Source organism: Microcoleus sp. T2B6 (assembly GCF_036700475.1).
Lineage (GTDB): Bacteria > Cyanobacteriota > Cyanobacteriia > Cyanobacteriales > Microcoleaceae > Microcoleus.
Genome location: NZ_JAUBOZ010000005.1, coordinates 34270 through 47659, shown reverse-complemented (window position 1 = coordinate 47659; position 13390 = coordinate 34270). Strand labels below are relative to the sequence as shown.

The 13390-nt window shown below is 44.7% G+C and carries 15 protein-coding genes; 4 read left to right on the top strand and 11 right to left on the bottom strand.

The features are described 5' to 3' along the window. Nucleotides 1-77: 77 nt before the first annotated feature. The 4 genes from QUA00_RS03395 to QUA00_RS03380 all read right to left on the bottom strand — a co-directional run bounded on the left by QUA00_RS03395 (nt 78) and on the right by QUA00_RS03380 (nt 3030). Nucleotides 78-839: a ZIP family zinc transporter gene (locus tag QUA00_RS03395; protein WP_333408689.1), complete on the bottom strand. Its 762-nt coding sequence runs from the start codon at nt 837-839 to the stop codon at nt 78-80. Nucleotides 840-1695: 856 nt separating this feature from the next. Then, nucleotides 1696-2271, bottom strand: a complete 576-nt coding sequence (locus tag QUA00_RS03390; protein WP_333408688.1) for a DUF3611 family protein — start codon at nt 2269-2271, stop codon at nt 1696-1698. A gap of 457 nt (nt 2272-2728) precedes the next feature. Next, on the bottom strand, nt 2729-2854 hold the full coding sequence (locus tag QUA00_RS03385; protein WP_333101866.1) for a hypothetical protein: 126 nt from the start codon (nt 2852-2854) through the stop codon (nt 2729-2731). Between the two features lie 2 nt (nt 2855-2856). Then, nucleotides 2857-3030 carry a hypothetical protein gene (locus QUA00_RS03380; protein ID WP_333408686.1) on the bottom strand — a complete coding sequence of 58 codons (174 nt, stop codon included), beginning with the start codon at nt 3028-3030 and terminating at the stop codon, nt 2857-2859. Nucleotides 3031-3171: 141 nt separating this feature from the next. Here QUA00_RS03380 and QUA00_RS03375 point away from each other — a divergent pair, with 141 nt between their 5' ends. The 3 genes from QUA00_RS03375 to QUA00_RS03365 all read left to right on the top strand — a co-directional run bounded on the left by QUA00_RS03375 (nt 3172) and on the right by QUA00_RS03365 (nt 5845). Beyond that, the gene (locus QUA00_RS03375) at nt 3172-3477 is read left to right on the top strand and encodes an AI-2E family transporter (RefSeq protein WP_333408685.1); all 306 of its coding nucleotides are present in this window, start codon (nt 3172-3174) and stop codon (nt 3475-3477) included. Between the two features lie 355 nt (nt 3478-3832). Continuing rightward, on the top strand, nt 3833-4678 hold the full coding sequence (locus QUA00_RS03370) for a DUF1206 domain-containing protein (protein WP_333408684.1): 846 nt from the start codon (nt 3833-3835) through the stop codon (nt 4676-4678). A 198-nt stretch (nt 4679-4876) separates the two neighbouring features. After that, complete coding sequence (locus QUA00_RS03365) at nt 4877-5845, top strand: TIGR03885 family FMN-dependent LLM class oxidoreductase (protein WP_333408683.1); 969 nt, start codon at nt 4877-4879, stop codon at nt 5843-5845. An 18-nt stretch (nt 5846-5863) separates the two neighbouring features. On the opposite strand, the gene QUA00_RS03360 is transcribed toward QUA00_RS03365, so the two are convergent. The 4 genes from QUA00_RS03360 to QUA00_RS03345 all read right to left on the bottom strand — a co-directional run bounded on the left by QUA00_RS03360 (nt 5864) and on the right by QUA00_RS03345 (nt 10014). Then, nucleotides 5864-6682: an ion transporter gene (locus QUA00_RS03360; RefSeq protein WP_333408681.1), complete on the bottom strand. Its 819-nt coding sequence runs from the start codon at nt 6680-6682 to the stop codon at nt 5864-5866. Further along, nucleotides 6679-6894 carry a hypothetical protein gene (locus tag QUA00_RS03355; protein WP_333101875.1) on the bottom strand — a complete coding sequence of 72 codons (216 nt, stop codon included), beginning with the start codon at nt 6892-6894 and terminating at the stop codon, nt 6679-6681. The genes QUA00_RS03360 and QUA00_RS03355 overlap by 4 nt, the downstream gene beginning before the upstream one ends. Before the next feature lie 88 nt (nt 6895-6982). After that, the gene (locus tag QUA00_RS03350) at nt 6983-7894 is read right to left on the bottom strand and encodes a DUF2382 domain-containing protein (RefSeq protein WP_333408680.1); all 912 of its coding nucleotides are present in this window, start codon (nt 7892-7894) and stop codon (nt 6983-6985) included. Nucleotides 7895-8778: 884 nt separating this feature from the next. After that, entirely contained in the window at nt 8779-10014 is a 1236-nt protein-coding gene (locus QUA00_RS03345; RefSeq protein WP_333408679.1) for a HetZ-related protein, read from the bottom strand. A 43-nt stretch (nt 10015-10057) separates the two neighbouring features. On the opposite strand from QUA00_RS03345, the gene QUA00_RS03340 reads away from it, so the two are divergent. Beyond that, nucleotides 10058-10342, top strand: a complete 285-nt coding sequence (locus QUA00_RS03340; protein ID WP_333408678.1) for a hypothetical protein — start codon at nt 10058-10060, stop codon at nt 10340-10342. A 192-nt stretch (nt 10343-10534) separates the two neighbouring features. On the opposite strand, the gene dtd is transcribed toward QUA00_RS03340, so the two are convergent. The 3 genes from dtd to QUA00_RS03325 form a co-directional block, all read right to left on the bottom strand. After that, nucleotides 10535-10990 (bottom strand): D-aminoacyl-tRNA deacylase, encoded by a 456-nt coding sequence (gene dtd, locus QUA00_RS03335; protein WP_333408677.1) that lies wholly within the window; start codon nt 10988-10990, stop codon nt 10535-10537. A gap of 307 nt (nt 10991-11297) precedes the next feature. Then, nucleotides 11298-12449, bottom strand: coding sequence for a GTP-binding protein (locus QUA00_RS03330; protein ID WP_333408757.1), 1152 nt, complete (start codon nt 12447-12449; stop codon nt 11298-11300). Between the two features lie 454 nt (nt 12450-12903). Then, nucleotides 12904-13305, bottom strand: coding sequence for a fasciclin domain-containing protein (locus QUA00_RS03325; RefSeq protein ID WP_333408676.1), 402 nt, complete (start codon nt 13303-13305; stop codon nt 12904-12906). Between the last annotated feature and the right edge of the window lie 85 nt (nt 13306-13390).

Below are 13390 nucleotides of genomic sequence, written 5' to 3'. Positions count from 1 at the left end.
TGTGCCTATATCCAAAACACTATAACTCTCAGCAATTACCAATTCTATATTAGTTAAGACTGAGGACTAATTATCAATTATCTTTCCCCTAACTTGCTGAGTACAAAAGCAGCTAAAAACCCGCAGACAGTAATTAGTCCAGCAAAATCGTGAGTTTCCTCGAATGCTTCGGGAATCATAGTATCTGAGATCATTGCTAAAATACCCCCTGCTGCTACGGCGGTAGTTGCGGCTATTACTTCTGCTGAAAAGCCGCTGAAAACCGTATATCCTAACAATGCTGCGATACCGGAAATAACTGCGATCGCACCCCAAACTCCAAAAACGTAACCCATCGATCTCCCTGCTTTTTTCATACCGGCGGCGCTGGAAAGTCCTTCGGGAATGTTGGAGAGGAAAATTGCCGCTACTGTCACCCAACTGACAGCGCCTCCAGAAATCATGCTGACACCAACGACGATCGACTCCGGTATGCCATCTAACAGCGCGCCGAGGGCGATGGCTAATCCGCCATCGCCTGACTCTGTTTTAGCTGGGTGCAAAGAGCCCGATCGCTTGCGGTGTTTTGCTCCCTGCTGATTCAAAAACCAATTGGCGGCTGTGTAGACAGCAGCGCCCCCCAAAAAGCCGATCGCCGTAGAGTCGAAACCGCCGCGCTTGTAAGCTTCATCCATCAGTTCAAAGGATAGCGCTGAAATCAGCACACCAGCACCAAAAGCCATAATTGTCGCGATCGCGCGCTGGGGAATCCTGACAAAGTAACCCACCGCCGCTCCCAGTAGCAAGGCCGAACCCCCCACTAAACCCCAAAATCCTGCCTGCAACCACACTGGAAACATCAACCGCACCTCAAAGGAAAAAAATTTTTATGTCCGCCTAAAAATTATATATAGAATTTACGGATGGGGGCCCGAAATGGTGTTGTTCACCTAATCTGCTAAGTACATTCCTAATAGTTAAAGTCGCTAGTGTTCCCATCAACATTAACTTTTTACCCCAGGATGCGATTGACTCGAAACCAGCGATAGCCGTAGGGTTATAAGGGAATAGAAGGGGAGTCGGCACCGAGAGGTTGATTAACAGTAAGACTTTTCTCACATTTGCTAACAATCACTTACATTTGCCTTCTGGTGTTCATGTCATATAGAATGAATTTAGCCACTCAGATGTAGGTGAAAAACCTTGGTAGTACGCAACCGCTATATAAATAAGTTGCCTCTACATTATCAAAGCAAATAATCAGATTGGCGTGGGGCTGTAAGCGATAACCAAGCTGAAGGCAAGAATATAAGTGCTTGTAGAAAATTCTACGGGCATCGGTTGATACGCCTTGGTTGAGATCTGATCTCAACTTATGTATTTGTTAGCAAATGTTAGCAAAAAAGTATCGGTTCATACAGGTCCCCGTGCCTACCTCCTCCACGGACGAGGGAATCGGTGTTTCAAATATTGGGGCTGCCACTCTTTGCTGCCCCTACAAGAGAATGAAACAGGCCTGCATTAGCAGGAGCAATCGCTATTTCCGATTAGATGTTCATCCCAATAGCCAGCTTGTTTAGCTTGTAGCTGCACTGTCTTCGCTCTCTTTCGCCAAGACAGTGCTTTCGCCACCAACCTTAGTTAAATCGGTCAGGCCTTGTCAATCATAAGGACATAGGAGTTGTGTTTGCCTTTAGCGATCGCCAATCCGGCCAACTAATCCTCTACCCAATTGAGTAACCCAAGAGAAGTAACAGCTCCAAAAAAGTGAGCGCCAATCAAATTGACGTTTGCCATCGTCACAAAAATATCTAGGGAACGAATCACATTTTCGGGTGCATAAGCTGCCATTGCTTGCGGTTGACTAAGAGTTTTCGCTAGCACTACAGCCACTGTTTCTTCTGAAGCGACAAACGCGATTAATACCCCCACCAAACTAGAAACTAATCCAATCCGTAAGGTGTGAGTAATATGATCTTTGCTGGGATATACCTGGGAATTTTCTGCGTGCAAAAGTCGGCCTAAAAGCCTATAGCGAAAATCCCAAAAAATTCTAAAGCACAGCAATAACAGGCCAATTATTGCTAAAAATACCCCGAAACCAATACCTGCATTATTGGCTTGTTCGCTCATGTTGCGACCCAACATAGCAAATACTAAAACAATGCCGGAAACAGCACCCAAGAATAACTGTATCCAGAAGCTAAATCTGCTGAACAAGCGAAAAGTTGCGACGAATTCGCTTTGGGTCAGCGGTTGCGACAAGGATTCTGGTTGATTCAGTTGATTCATTATATACACCTTATTGCTGAATTGATCATCAAAGCAAACGACGTAAGAAATAGGTTCTGCTTGTCTTCCTGTCGCAAGCGATCGCCTTGTGGTTAGCTATTAGAGTTTTCCTGAAAAGTCAGTTAAGGGCAGGACAGGATGCCGGATGTTTGGGAACCGAATTCGGCAATTTCCGGTAACAAAAAGGTTGAACTCAACACAGCAACTGCCGTTGTGGTTGATTGGATTTTCCTAAAATCCTCCCGGTTCTGAACAATCAACTTCTTGCGACAATGGGAATTTAGAGTCTTAAAAATCGACTGAGGCAAAACGTCTATTGTCTCTGTTCACCATTTCAAAATCTTGCTTCTATCTCTATTTAATCTAACTAGCCCAACCTTGCCATCTGTCTGATGCCATAAGAAAATATCCCCCTGATGGAAGATGATTGAGGAAAAATTTATGATAAAGCTTTGAGTTAAGTGCGATCGATCGCACTATTGGCGATCGATGCTTGATTCCCAACAGCCGCACTGGGGTGCATCCATTCTTGCAACGTCCATAAGCTACTGAGGGCAGTTATTGCAGATTCCCAACTCTCCATAATCAAATCAATAATCTCTCATTCAGGCTCTCAATCACTTCGGTTGAGACAACAATACCAGCCGTCCATTTGGCAACTTCCCACAAAGCACCAATCGCAATTTCCCAACTGGTTATTATTAGCAAGTACAGCAGTTTATGGTTGCGGAAAATAGTCATCAGGAACCTATAATCCATATTTTGATTATCGTTTTGACAATTCTGCTGGTGGTAAATCCGATGCCATAGCGCCACCCAACGCTCAGCCTTTTTCCCGCTTTTTACCGTCAGCGATGCGATGAAATTCTCTCAAAATGCGAAGAGGGTTTAATGGGTTGATTGGCAGGAGGCGTTGCATTAAGCATAAGTTTTATTGGTATTACGAGCATTATGGGTTTGTTTGTTTTAGAAGTTCCACTGCCTTTTGTGAACTGGCTTGTGGCATTTATATTAGCCTGGATTCCCTATAGGAACGCCATTTTAAGCGTAATTCCACCACTGCTGGCTTTATTCGATTCGGCTTGGAAAGCAAACGGGGTGTTGTTGCTTTATTTCCTAATTCAACAAATTTCAGGCAAGTTGGCCAGATATATCATTATGAAAAAGCAGGTATTTTTGCTTTCCGTTTACACCTTAGCTATTTGATAGCATTCTGATTTTTTTTGACATTATTTTTAGCGTCGCCAATTCTAATTGTTATTCAAACTTGGGTTAAAGAAGTTTTCATCAAAAATCTACTATACCGCTAGCAGACTCCTCCATCATGGAAGCCATCTTATAGCCTCTCAAGCTATATTTGTCAAGCCCAATAAATGTGAAATTTCTTACTCAATCAACGGATGACACTCCCGCTCAAGACAGATTAAAAAATTTTCTAAACAAGCTAAGCTTTAAGTTAATAAATAATAACATAAATTATCTGTTTAAGAACTCAGTTAGCTGGAAAGGAATGCACTATTGCCTATGGCAGCAGTCGTGAACAACTAAATTGTCAAAAAATATGAAACAGCCCAACTCACCCACCGACAGCATTAAACACTCAATCGGACAGGCAGCTTCTCATGTGTGGTTTGAGCGACTGGCAAGATTGGGATATGCTTCCAAAGGCTTAGTTTACTTTATTGTCGGTTTTTTAGCAGCACAAGCAGCCTTTAGTATGGGCGGCAGGACAACCGATACTAGCGGTGCATTATCAGAAATTGTTAACCAACCGTTCGGTAAATTTCTGCTATTTCTTGTAACGATTGGCATTATTGGTTATGCCCTTTGGCGTATCGTTCAGACAATTCTCGACCCAGAACACCAAGGAGACAAATTGGATGCCAAGCGAATTGCCCAACGCATTGGCTACGCCTTAAGTGCTTTAGGATACGCAGGTTTGGCTTTAACGGCTGTAAAACTGATAATGGGTTCGGGCGGTGGTAAGAGCAATACAACCGAAGATTTGACCGCCCAAATTTTAGCGCAACCGTTTGGACAATGGCTGGTAGGATTGGCAGGATCAATTGTTATTGGTGTAGGATTTTCTTATTTTTACGAAGCATATAAAGCCAAATTTCGCCGCCATTTCAAGCTAGATGAAATGAGCCAAGCCGAGCAAACTTGGGCGATACGGTTGGGTCGATTCGGAATTGCGGCCCGTGGGATTGTTTTCGTTATAATCGGTATTTTCTTAATTCAAGCAGCCAAGCTATCAGATGCCAGTCAAACGAAAGGATTGGGCGAGGTGTTGGCAATTCTGGGACAACAGCCTTTTAGTCCAGTGATTTTGGGTCTAGTACCTTTGGGTTTAATTGCCTATGGCATCTACTCGGTAATTCAAGCTCGCTATCGGAAAATTTTGTGATCGTAAGCTTGCCCGTTATACAGAGAGTTGTGAGTACAACAAGTTTTTTGAATTAAGAACTTATCCAACTCAAAACTCAAAACTTTTACTAGGCGTCCTGATAAAATCACCTGCTTTTAAGTCGGGATATTTTAACTCAACACTCAGGGCGGGCACTCTTGGCACCGCCCCTACTCAACTCAAAACTCCTAAAAACTTATGGCACAAATTGGTTATCATGCTTCCCACGAACAGTTTAAGCCCAGCGAACTGCTGAAATATGTCCAAATGGCAGAACAAGCTGGCTTTACCCATGCCCTTTCTTCCGATCACTTTCATCCTTGGAGTGAAGCGCAAGGACAAAGTGGTTTTGCTTGGTCTTGGTTGGGTGCAGCAATGCAAGCAACGCCGAGGCTTTCCTATCGGGTTGTTTGCGCTCCCGGACAGCGGTATCATCCGGCTATTATTGCCCAAGCTGCGGCAACGTTGGCAGAAATGTTTCCCAATCGTTTTTGGCTCACGGTTGGCAGCGGTCAAGCGTTGAACGAACATATTACTGGGGATAAGTGGTCTACTAAGAGCGATCGCAACACGCGCCTCAAAGAATGTGTCGATATTATGCGCGCCCTTTGGGCAGGAGAAACCGTCACCCATCGCGGTTTAGTGTGCGTAGAAGATGCAAAACTCTATACCCGCCCGGAAATTCTCCCATTAATTATCGGCGCCGCAGTTACCCCAGAAACCGCAGAATGGTTGGGCAGTTGGGCAGATGGATTAATTACTACTTCTCGCCCACCCGAACAGTTAAAAAAAGTCGTCGATGCGTTTCGTCGCGGTGGTGGAGAAGGAAAACCAATGATTTTGAAAGTGCAGCTTTCCTATGACAGCAATGCAGAGAAAGCACTACAAGGCGCTCATCATCAATGGCGTAATAACATCTTCCAAACTAAAATGCTGACAGAACTGATCACACCCGATCAATTTGATGCCGCCGGGGAGTTTGTGCAAGCAGAGGAGTTATTTCAACACGTCCGCATCTCGGCCGACCAAGAGCAGCATATTGAGTGGTTGCAAAAAGATATTGAATTGGGGTTTGAGCAAGTAATTTTGCACAACGTTAACCGAGAACAAGAGCAGTTTATTCAGGTGTTTGGCGAAAAAGTAGTGCCAGCGCTGACCAAAACTTGATCTTGGCATCTACCTAATTCAAGACTTTGAATTCTGATTCAATAATTGCTGAATCTCAGCCCGCAAGGCAGCAATTTCAGTTTGAAGTGCTGCAATTGATTTCGCTCCTGCTAATTCTGCTTCGTCATCCTCTGCATCGCGACCAATAAAAAATGTGGCGATGGTCGCAGTTACATAACCAAAAACCGCAAACGCATAGAGTGCCAGAACAAGGCAAAGTATGCGACCTTCTGGCGTTTTGGGCCAATATTCCGAACCCATTGTCATCATCAGCATTGCCGTCCACCATAAGGCTGTGCCGTAATTATTTAACCCGGAGGAACCATCGGCGACATCTTTTTCAAAGGCATACATCCCTGCGGCACCTACCAAGGTAATAATTATCGTTAGTCCTACGACATAACCAAATCCGCGACGGCTAACACTCGCAGCTAATGCCCGCATCCCTCGATTCGTACCAGTCATAACTCGCAACAACTGCAAACTTCGCACAGCCCGTGCGGTTTTGAATGCTCGCACAACTCGTACAATCCGAAAGGTACGCAAAGCGGGCAACAGCAGAGAAAAAGCAGTGATCCAATGGCTTTTGATATAGGAAATTTTGCGGGGAGCCAGGGCGAGTTTAACTAGAAAATCTGCAATAAAGATCGCCCAAATAGTGGTGCTAACGACTTCGAGCAGTGGGTTTAATCCCCAAATTAATTCAATAATAAATAGGGCTAGCCACACAAATGCCAGCACCAGCATGGGAGTTTCCAGCCACTCTTCTAGCTGTTGCAAAATATCGTTTTGCTCTTGTTCTATGGCTTGTTTTTCGGCTAGGTTGGGGTTGTTCATCTACCTACCAAATCATTAAAAGTTGGTCTTTTACGCTGCATTTTAGCATAAGCTTTCGCCAACGGCACAGCAGTAAAGCCGTGGGCGATTATTGACGCGCAAATAATTAGGCTACCAATGACCCAACCTGACTCTAATCCCGTTTTACGTAGCGCCAGCATGGCATAGAAAATCGCTGCCCCACCGATAGAACCAAACCATCCTAAAAACAAAGTATCTTGCCAGCTTTTTAGCTGACCCAGCTCATGTGGGCGAAGACAGCGCAACTAACTACAAACCCTTGTTAAATTCATTGGCCCTCTAACGCCCTTCCGTCTTCACGTCCAACTCTTCACGACGCAGTGTTTCCCCTGCCTCAACAATCTCCGTTTCAACTTCTTTCCTGATGTTAACTTCTTCGCGCACGAAAGCTTCTTTTTTGATATCAGCAATTTCTTCGTAAACTTCCATACGCATCACCTGTTCCTGCTGGAAGGGAGTATCCCGATTTACTGGCGCACCTGCCTTTTCGGGAGTTATACTCTCAATTACCACTCGCTCTTTTTGTGTGGGAATTGAAACTCGTGCCGTTTCGGTTTCAACTCGCTTGCCAATTGCTACCTCGCCAGTTTTGTGACGGCTTTTTTCTGCAACCAGTCGTTCTTCGTAGAGTCGGAATTTGTGATGCTCGCGCTCGTTCATCTGATACAATTGAGGCTCTTGTTCGTAAGTGTAGGTGTTGCGGTCATAACCAGCAGCGCTAGCTTGGTTAGAGACAGAACGCGGCATAGAAACTGGTGCAGATGCTTGTACAGGCAATGAGGTTTCTAAAGGCAATGATGCTTCTACAGGTGCAGACGCTTCTACAGTTAGAGTACGATAAACACCCCGAACTTGTTCTTCATAATCGTAATCCACCACCATCCCATCCTCATACCGGGGTAGTCTTTCTGCTTGGTCTTTACTCTTCAAACCCGTCGCGTAGATGCGTTCTGCCTCAACCTCCACTCGACAAAGAGCAACTGGAACTAATACTTTCTTGCCAAATATCCAGAAACCCGTGTCAACAACAAAATATCGGAAACGTCCTGTCTCATCAACTAGCGCGGTATCAATAGAGCCAATCTTCTCATCTGTATTTCCAGCATAGATATCCAGACCTTTGATATCTTCGCCATTAAAAGCAGCTTCGCGGTAGTTGGGATTAAAATCTTCAATTTTGTAAAGTAACATAGGAGTCCTTCCCTTTTTATCTAAATCAAGTTATGACCCCATTTTAGATAGAGCTTAAATTTGATGCTTCCTTCTTATGAAGGATTAAGTGAAACAAAATAGTAGGATGAGTATATTTATTTTAATTATTTTCAGTCTTTGGATAGATGACTTTTTCATTTTTATCCACCTTCCACGCCCTCAATTTTCACAATCGGTTTCTAACTATTTTTATAAAAAAATACACTTATAAATTAGACTTTGATACTTTATATTAACGAATAAAAAAACTTATACACATAATTTATTACTTTTAAAGTAGACTTTTATGTGAAATATTTTGGGGCAACACATTTGAAAAAGTTTGCCTTGATTATGCTACTCCGTATGTTTAAATATAGCCTTTCGAGCTCTCATATGAGGTACTCATGGGCATAGGGCATAGGGCATAGGGCATAGGCCTCCGTGGGCATACCTCACTTTTTTGAGAACCGCTATATCATTATGAATATGTGCAATGCCGCCTCTTAAGCAAGCAATTTCCCATAAATCATGACTAATGACTAATGACTAATGACTAATGACTAATGACTAATGACTAATGACTAATGACTAATGACTCATGACTAATGACTAATGACTAATAACTAATGACTAATGACTAATGACTAATGACTAATGACTAATAAAAACAAATTCCCCGGCCTAACCAGGGAACGAAAGATATTAAAAAAAGTAATGTTGTTTTAATAAATTGAATTGGCCAAAAAGCGGCGATAATTTAGTTAGTAGCAGCCCTGGTTGAGTTGAGAGCGGACGCCGGGGCGGGCAGTCCAGTGTAGATGCCGCACCCGATCGCATTTTCCAGTCTCAAGAAAACAGTTGCATTCATATTTGAGTACCAGTTAAGCTTGGCTGCTGTTGCGAGTCTGGCTAGCCAGCTCCAACACTTGCGCCCAGCGTTTTTGGACTTGTTTGGGAGTGCATTTGAGCGCGGTGGCGATCGCCTTGTCGCTTTCTTGATTCCGCTTCATTTCTAACAGTTGCTGCATTTCCGGCGCAAGTTGAGCGCGAAATGCTTGCCATTTGTCCGAAGTCATTCCCAGCTTTTGATCGACATCAGCACCCAGCCATTCGTGGACGAGTTTCCAATTTTGAGTGCGGGCAAATTTTTCGACGTGGTACTTGAAACGTTGTTGCAAGTAGTCGCGCTGGCGGGAAGACAAACCGAGCGCGCGGTCAATTTCCGAAGCCGAAAGGTCTTGCAATTTTAAAGTTAAGTAATTCACGCATTCTGGCTGATTTTGCGATTCCAGATAGGCGATCAATTCCGAGACTACTCGATCGCGCAGCACAGCATCAGCCGGATCGACAGTTTCCGATACCATTTGCTCGCGCACTTGTTGCAGCGCCGGAGAGCGGCTGTACATTTCCGCATCTTCTCCCTTGCCCGATTCTACAGCCATTTCAATGTCGATCGCAGTTTCGGGAGGCTGGCCCTTGGCAAATCCTTGAGCGCGCAACACGATCAGGCGCTGGCGGTTGCGGCCGGGTAAGCCGATTTGGCGCTTGGCGTAGTGTTCGGTGAAAGCCATGTACTCAGCTAATTCTAGCTGCGTGCGGGGCTGGTAGGTGACATCGAGTTGGTGTTCGCGGCGGAAAGCTCGCAGAGATTCGATGTAAAAGCCTTGCAAAAAGTCTTCAATCATGTTGTAGCGAGCTTGGAAGTTCAAGTTCGAGCGGAAAGAAGCAACATGGCGGTAAATCATAGCCGCGAGGTGAGAATGCAGTTCGACGCGGCCTTGTTTGGAACCGAGGCGGTAGTATTGCAGGGTTTTTTGCAACCGGTGCTCAGCCAAGGTGATTTGCCAAGCTTCAACTTCGCCGGAAATTTGGATGCGATCGCTCTTTTGGCAAATCCGTTCGACTTCCTTAGCAATCCGCATCGCCACTGCTTGAGCGCTGCGGCTGGCAGTTTTCATTTCGGCTTGCAATTCTTTGAGGGCGAAGTCAGCCAAAGCGAGGATATCGATGCTGGGAACAGTATTGATTTCGGCGTTTGGTTCGCTGGAGGTAGCCGGAATGCAGTTGAAGCCAGAAGCGTTGTTGCAGTTGACGGTGGTGGCAGTTTTGACAGTCATGGCATTTATCGGGTGGTAGGGCACAGCGGGTGTGCGAGGACATTTGTCAGAGAGTGAGGCGGCAGTTGCTGGCGGTTTCGCTTGCTGTGCTGATTCAACTCTCTATACATTGAATGTTAGGGAAATAAACATCATCGCAGTGATGCCAGTGTTCCACTCTCTCATGCAACAGTTTTTGGCTGCTGAATCTGATTCTAAGCGCTGGCTGTGGAAGATTGATTTTATTGCCGTTAAAGCCTTACTGTACAAGCATTCTGAGCAGTTATTTGGGTGGGGCGATCGCGAGGAAAATGGAGGGTGCTGCCAGGCCTTTGAGTGGACAATCTAATAACTGGCTATTTGAGGCGGTTTTGGCCGTTAGAGATTGTGGAATCGAGAGTTGGCAGAGTGTAGCTAACTGCAATGTCTTCAGAACCTACGCAACAGCAGTTAGGAAACCCGGTTAATCTGAAAATTTGATCTTATCCAAGAACGAAGAAGGAATAAGAAAGAAGCACAGAGAGCGTGGTTTGCAAACAATTCACCCTGATTCTTTCTCTAATACCAAAGTCACCGGCCCGTCATTATCTATAGAGACTTGCATCATCGCTCCAAACAAGCCTGTTTCAACTTTTAAGCCGCTCTGGCGCAACTTTTCGACAAATTTATCATAAAAAATTTCGGCTCGTTCAGGAGCCGCTGCTCGGTCAAATGAAGGTCGCCGACCTTTGCGGGAGTCCCCATAGAGCGTAAACTGACTGACAACCAGCAACTCGCCGCCGATGTCTTGTACGGACTTGTCCCAGCGCCCGGTATCCGTGGCAGAGTCGGGAAACAAACGCAATTCCAGGCATTTGCGAGCCATCCAATCAAGTTCTGCTTCGGTGTCGGTGTCTGCAATACCTACAAGCAAGTTAAGCCCGCAGCCAATTTTGCCGACAATTTGACCGTCTATTTCGACTTGAGATGATTTTACTCGCTGGATGATGACTCGCATGGGAAATTAGAAATGCTTAAATTTAAAACTAAAAATCAAAAGGTAAACTTACCTTTTGAATAGGAATTATGAAAAAAAACCCGGTTTCTCCGATAAATCTTGGTTTTAACTTATATCTTGCACCATTCTCAAGAACAGGCAAGATGCCTGTTCCACAAAGAGTATATTTTCTTGTGGAACAGGCCGGAAAGCCTGTTCCTAAAAGGCTAATTGAGAGTGGTGCAAGATATAAGTTTTAACCGCGAAGTCTCGACGAAAAAACCGGGTTTCTAGCCAGCGCACGTCTGTTCTGTTTAATTTTCAACCTTTAGTTTTTCCCAAAACCTTTGCCGCGACTGGTTGAAGGCATACAAAGACAGTTTTCGAGTTGCGATCGCAAAGTCTCGGTATCCAAACCCTGACCAATGAGAACAAGCTGGTTTTTGCGATCGCCTTTCCACTGGTCATCGTCCATCGTAAATCGCTTGCCGCTCAAGTGAAAAATATGCCGTTTGGGACTTTCTTCAAACCACATAATCCCTTTCGCGCGAAACACATTTGTTGGCAGTTGTTTGTCTAAGAAATATTGAAATTTTCTCAGAGAAAACGGCTTGTCGCTTTGGAAAGAAATTGAGGTAAATCCGTCATTTTCTAAATGGTCGGAGTGGTCGTGATGGCTGTGGTCGTGATGGCCGTGGTCGTGATGGTCGTGATGGTCGTGATGGCTGTGGTCGTGATGGTCGTGATGGTCGTGATGGTCGTGATGTTCGTGATGTTCGTGGTCGTGATGTTCGTGACTGCTAGGAGTTTCTTCAGATTGGAAATATTTGTCCGATTCAAACAATCCGACGCTGAGGACTAGCGGCAGGGGAACTTGCGATTTTACTGTTCGCAGAATTCGAGCACCTTCTTTGACATCACGAATCTTAACTTCCAACAAATCTAAATCTGCTTCCTCAACCAAATCAGTTTTGTTGAGGATAATTATATCGCCGTAAGCTATTTGACTGTAAGCTGCTTGAGAGTTGAACAAATCTAAGCTGTAGTTAGCTGCGTCTACTACTGTAACTATCGAATCTAGACGAGTCAGGTCGCGCAGTTCTGTGCCTAAAAAAGTCATTGCTACTGGCAGCGGGTCGGCGAGTCCGGTTGTTTCCACTACCAGATAATCTAGATTTTCTTGACGTTCCAGAACTTTGTAAACTGCATTAACTAAATCTTCATTAATTGTGCAGCAGATGCAGCCGTTGTTCAGCTCAACCATATTGTCGTCGGTGGTGACAATCAGTTCGTTGTCGATGCCGATTTCGCCAAATTCATTTACCAAAACTGCTGTTTTCAAGCCCTGCTGATTGGTCAGGATGTGGTTGAGCAGGGTTGTTTTGCCGCTGCCGAGAAATCCTGTAATGATTGTAACGGGCAATCCGTGTTTGGGAGCTTCCATCGCCAGTTCTGTCTCGGACTGAGTTGTAGATTGCATAGCTTGGATGTCAAATAATGTCGATCGCACTTTCTTTGTGGCTCTTATTGTATCTTAATTAGGACAAGGCCTGGTAAACCCAGTTTCTCGGAGAAATGTTGGGTTTGGTGGCATGGTATCTACGCATCAACCGGCAATCAGCCCGAAAGTGCAAAATAAGTGGGCCGCTAATTATCGGCAATTGCTAACGCGGTCGCACTTTTTTATTTTTTTGATAATTTTTTTTCCGAGTACCTGTGGCAGTTTGCCTGCAACCAGTTTTCCCGGTAAATTCAGCAGCGACAAATTTGGGGCAGACTCAAGCTAAGTGCGATCGGCCAATTCCCCCTACTCTATAATAGTTTTAATTATCGAGCTGCGTAAAATATTTAAATCTCAACTATCAACTAAAACAGGGCGGCGGCTAACTATAGCCACCGCCCTCAAGATAGTATTGCGCTATCTAAGTCTGTGCTTACGCAGGAAGCAAGACTGAATCAATAATGTGGATAACGCCATTATCAGCAGCAACATCGGCTGTTGTAACGGTAGAATCATTGATTTTGACGCCATTGGAAGCATCAATTTTCAGTTCAGAACCTTCAACTGTCTTGGCAGATGTCAGGTTGACCACATCAGCAGCCATAACTTTGCCAGAAACGACATGATAAGTCAAGATTTTTGTGAGCTTAGGAATGTCCTTAAGCAGTGCTTCTACAGTACCTGCGGGAAGCTTAGCAAAAGCTTCGTCTGTAGGAGCGAAAACTGTGAAGGGGCCAGCGCCTTTGAGAGTATCTACTAAACCAGCGGCTTGGACGGCAGCAACTAGGGTAGTAAAAGAGCCTGCCGAAACGGCGGTATCAACGATGTCAGCCAAGAGAGTCACCTAGTTTTTGTAATCTATAAATCACTATAACGCTAAAAAGTTAATTTAGCTACAGATATTTTTTATCGTTCAGTTT

Excerpts from the sequence above, each read along its gene's own strand:
- dtd (WP_333408677.1), bottom strand. The coding sequence starts at position 10,990 with ATGCGAGTCATCATCCAGCGAGTAAAATCATCTCAAGTCGAAATAGAC.
- QUA00_RS03330 (WP_333408757.1), bottom strand. The coding sequence starts at position 12,449 with ATGCAATCTACAACTCAGTCCGAGACAGAACTGGCGATGGAAGCTCCC.
- QUA00_RS03380 (WP_333408686.1), bottom strand. The coding sequence starts at position 3,030 with ATGGATTATAGGTTCCTGATGACTATTTTCCGCAACCATAAACTGCTG.
- QUA00_RS03350 (WP_333408680.1), bottom strand. The coding sequence starts at position 7,894 with ATGTTACTTTACAAAATTGAAGATTTTAATCCCAACTACCGCGAAGCT.
- QUA00_RS03395 (WP_333408689.1), bottom strand. The coding sequence starts at position 839 with ATGTTTCCAGTGTGGTTGCAGGCAGGATTTTGGGGTTTAGTGGGGGGT.
- QUA00_RS03385 (WP_333101866.1), bottom strand. The coding sequence starts at position 2,854 with ATGGAGAGTTGGGAATCTGCAATAACTGCCCTCAGTAGCTTATGGACG.
- QUA00_RS03365 (WP_333408683.1), top strand. The coding sequence starts at position 4,877 with ATGGCACAAATTGGTTATCATGCTTCCCACGAACAGTTTAAGCCCAGC.
- QUA00_RS03370 (WP_333408684.1), top strand. The coding sequence starts at position 3,833 with ATGAAACAGCCCAACTCACCCACCGACAGCATTAAACACTCAATCGGA.
- QUA00_RS03345 (WP_333408679.1), bottom strand. The coding sequence starts at position 10,014 with ATGACTGTCAAAACTGCCACCACCGTCAACTGCAACAACGCTTCTGGC.
- QUA00_RS03360 (WP_333408681.1), bottom strand. The coding sequence starts at position 6,682 with ATGAACAACCCCAACCTAGCCGAAAAACAAGCCATAGAACAAGAGCAA.
- QUA00_RS03390 (WP_333408688.1), bottom strand. The coding sequence starts at position 2,271 with ATGAATCAACTGAATCAACCAGAATCCTTGTCGCAACCGCTGACCCAA.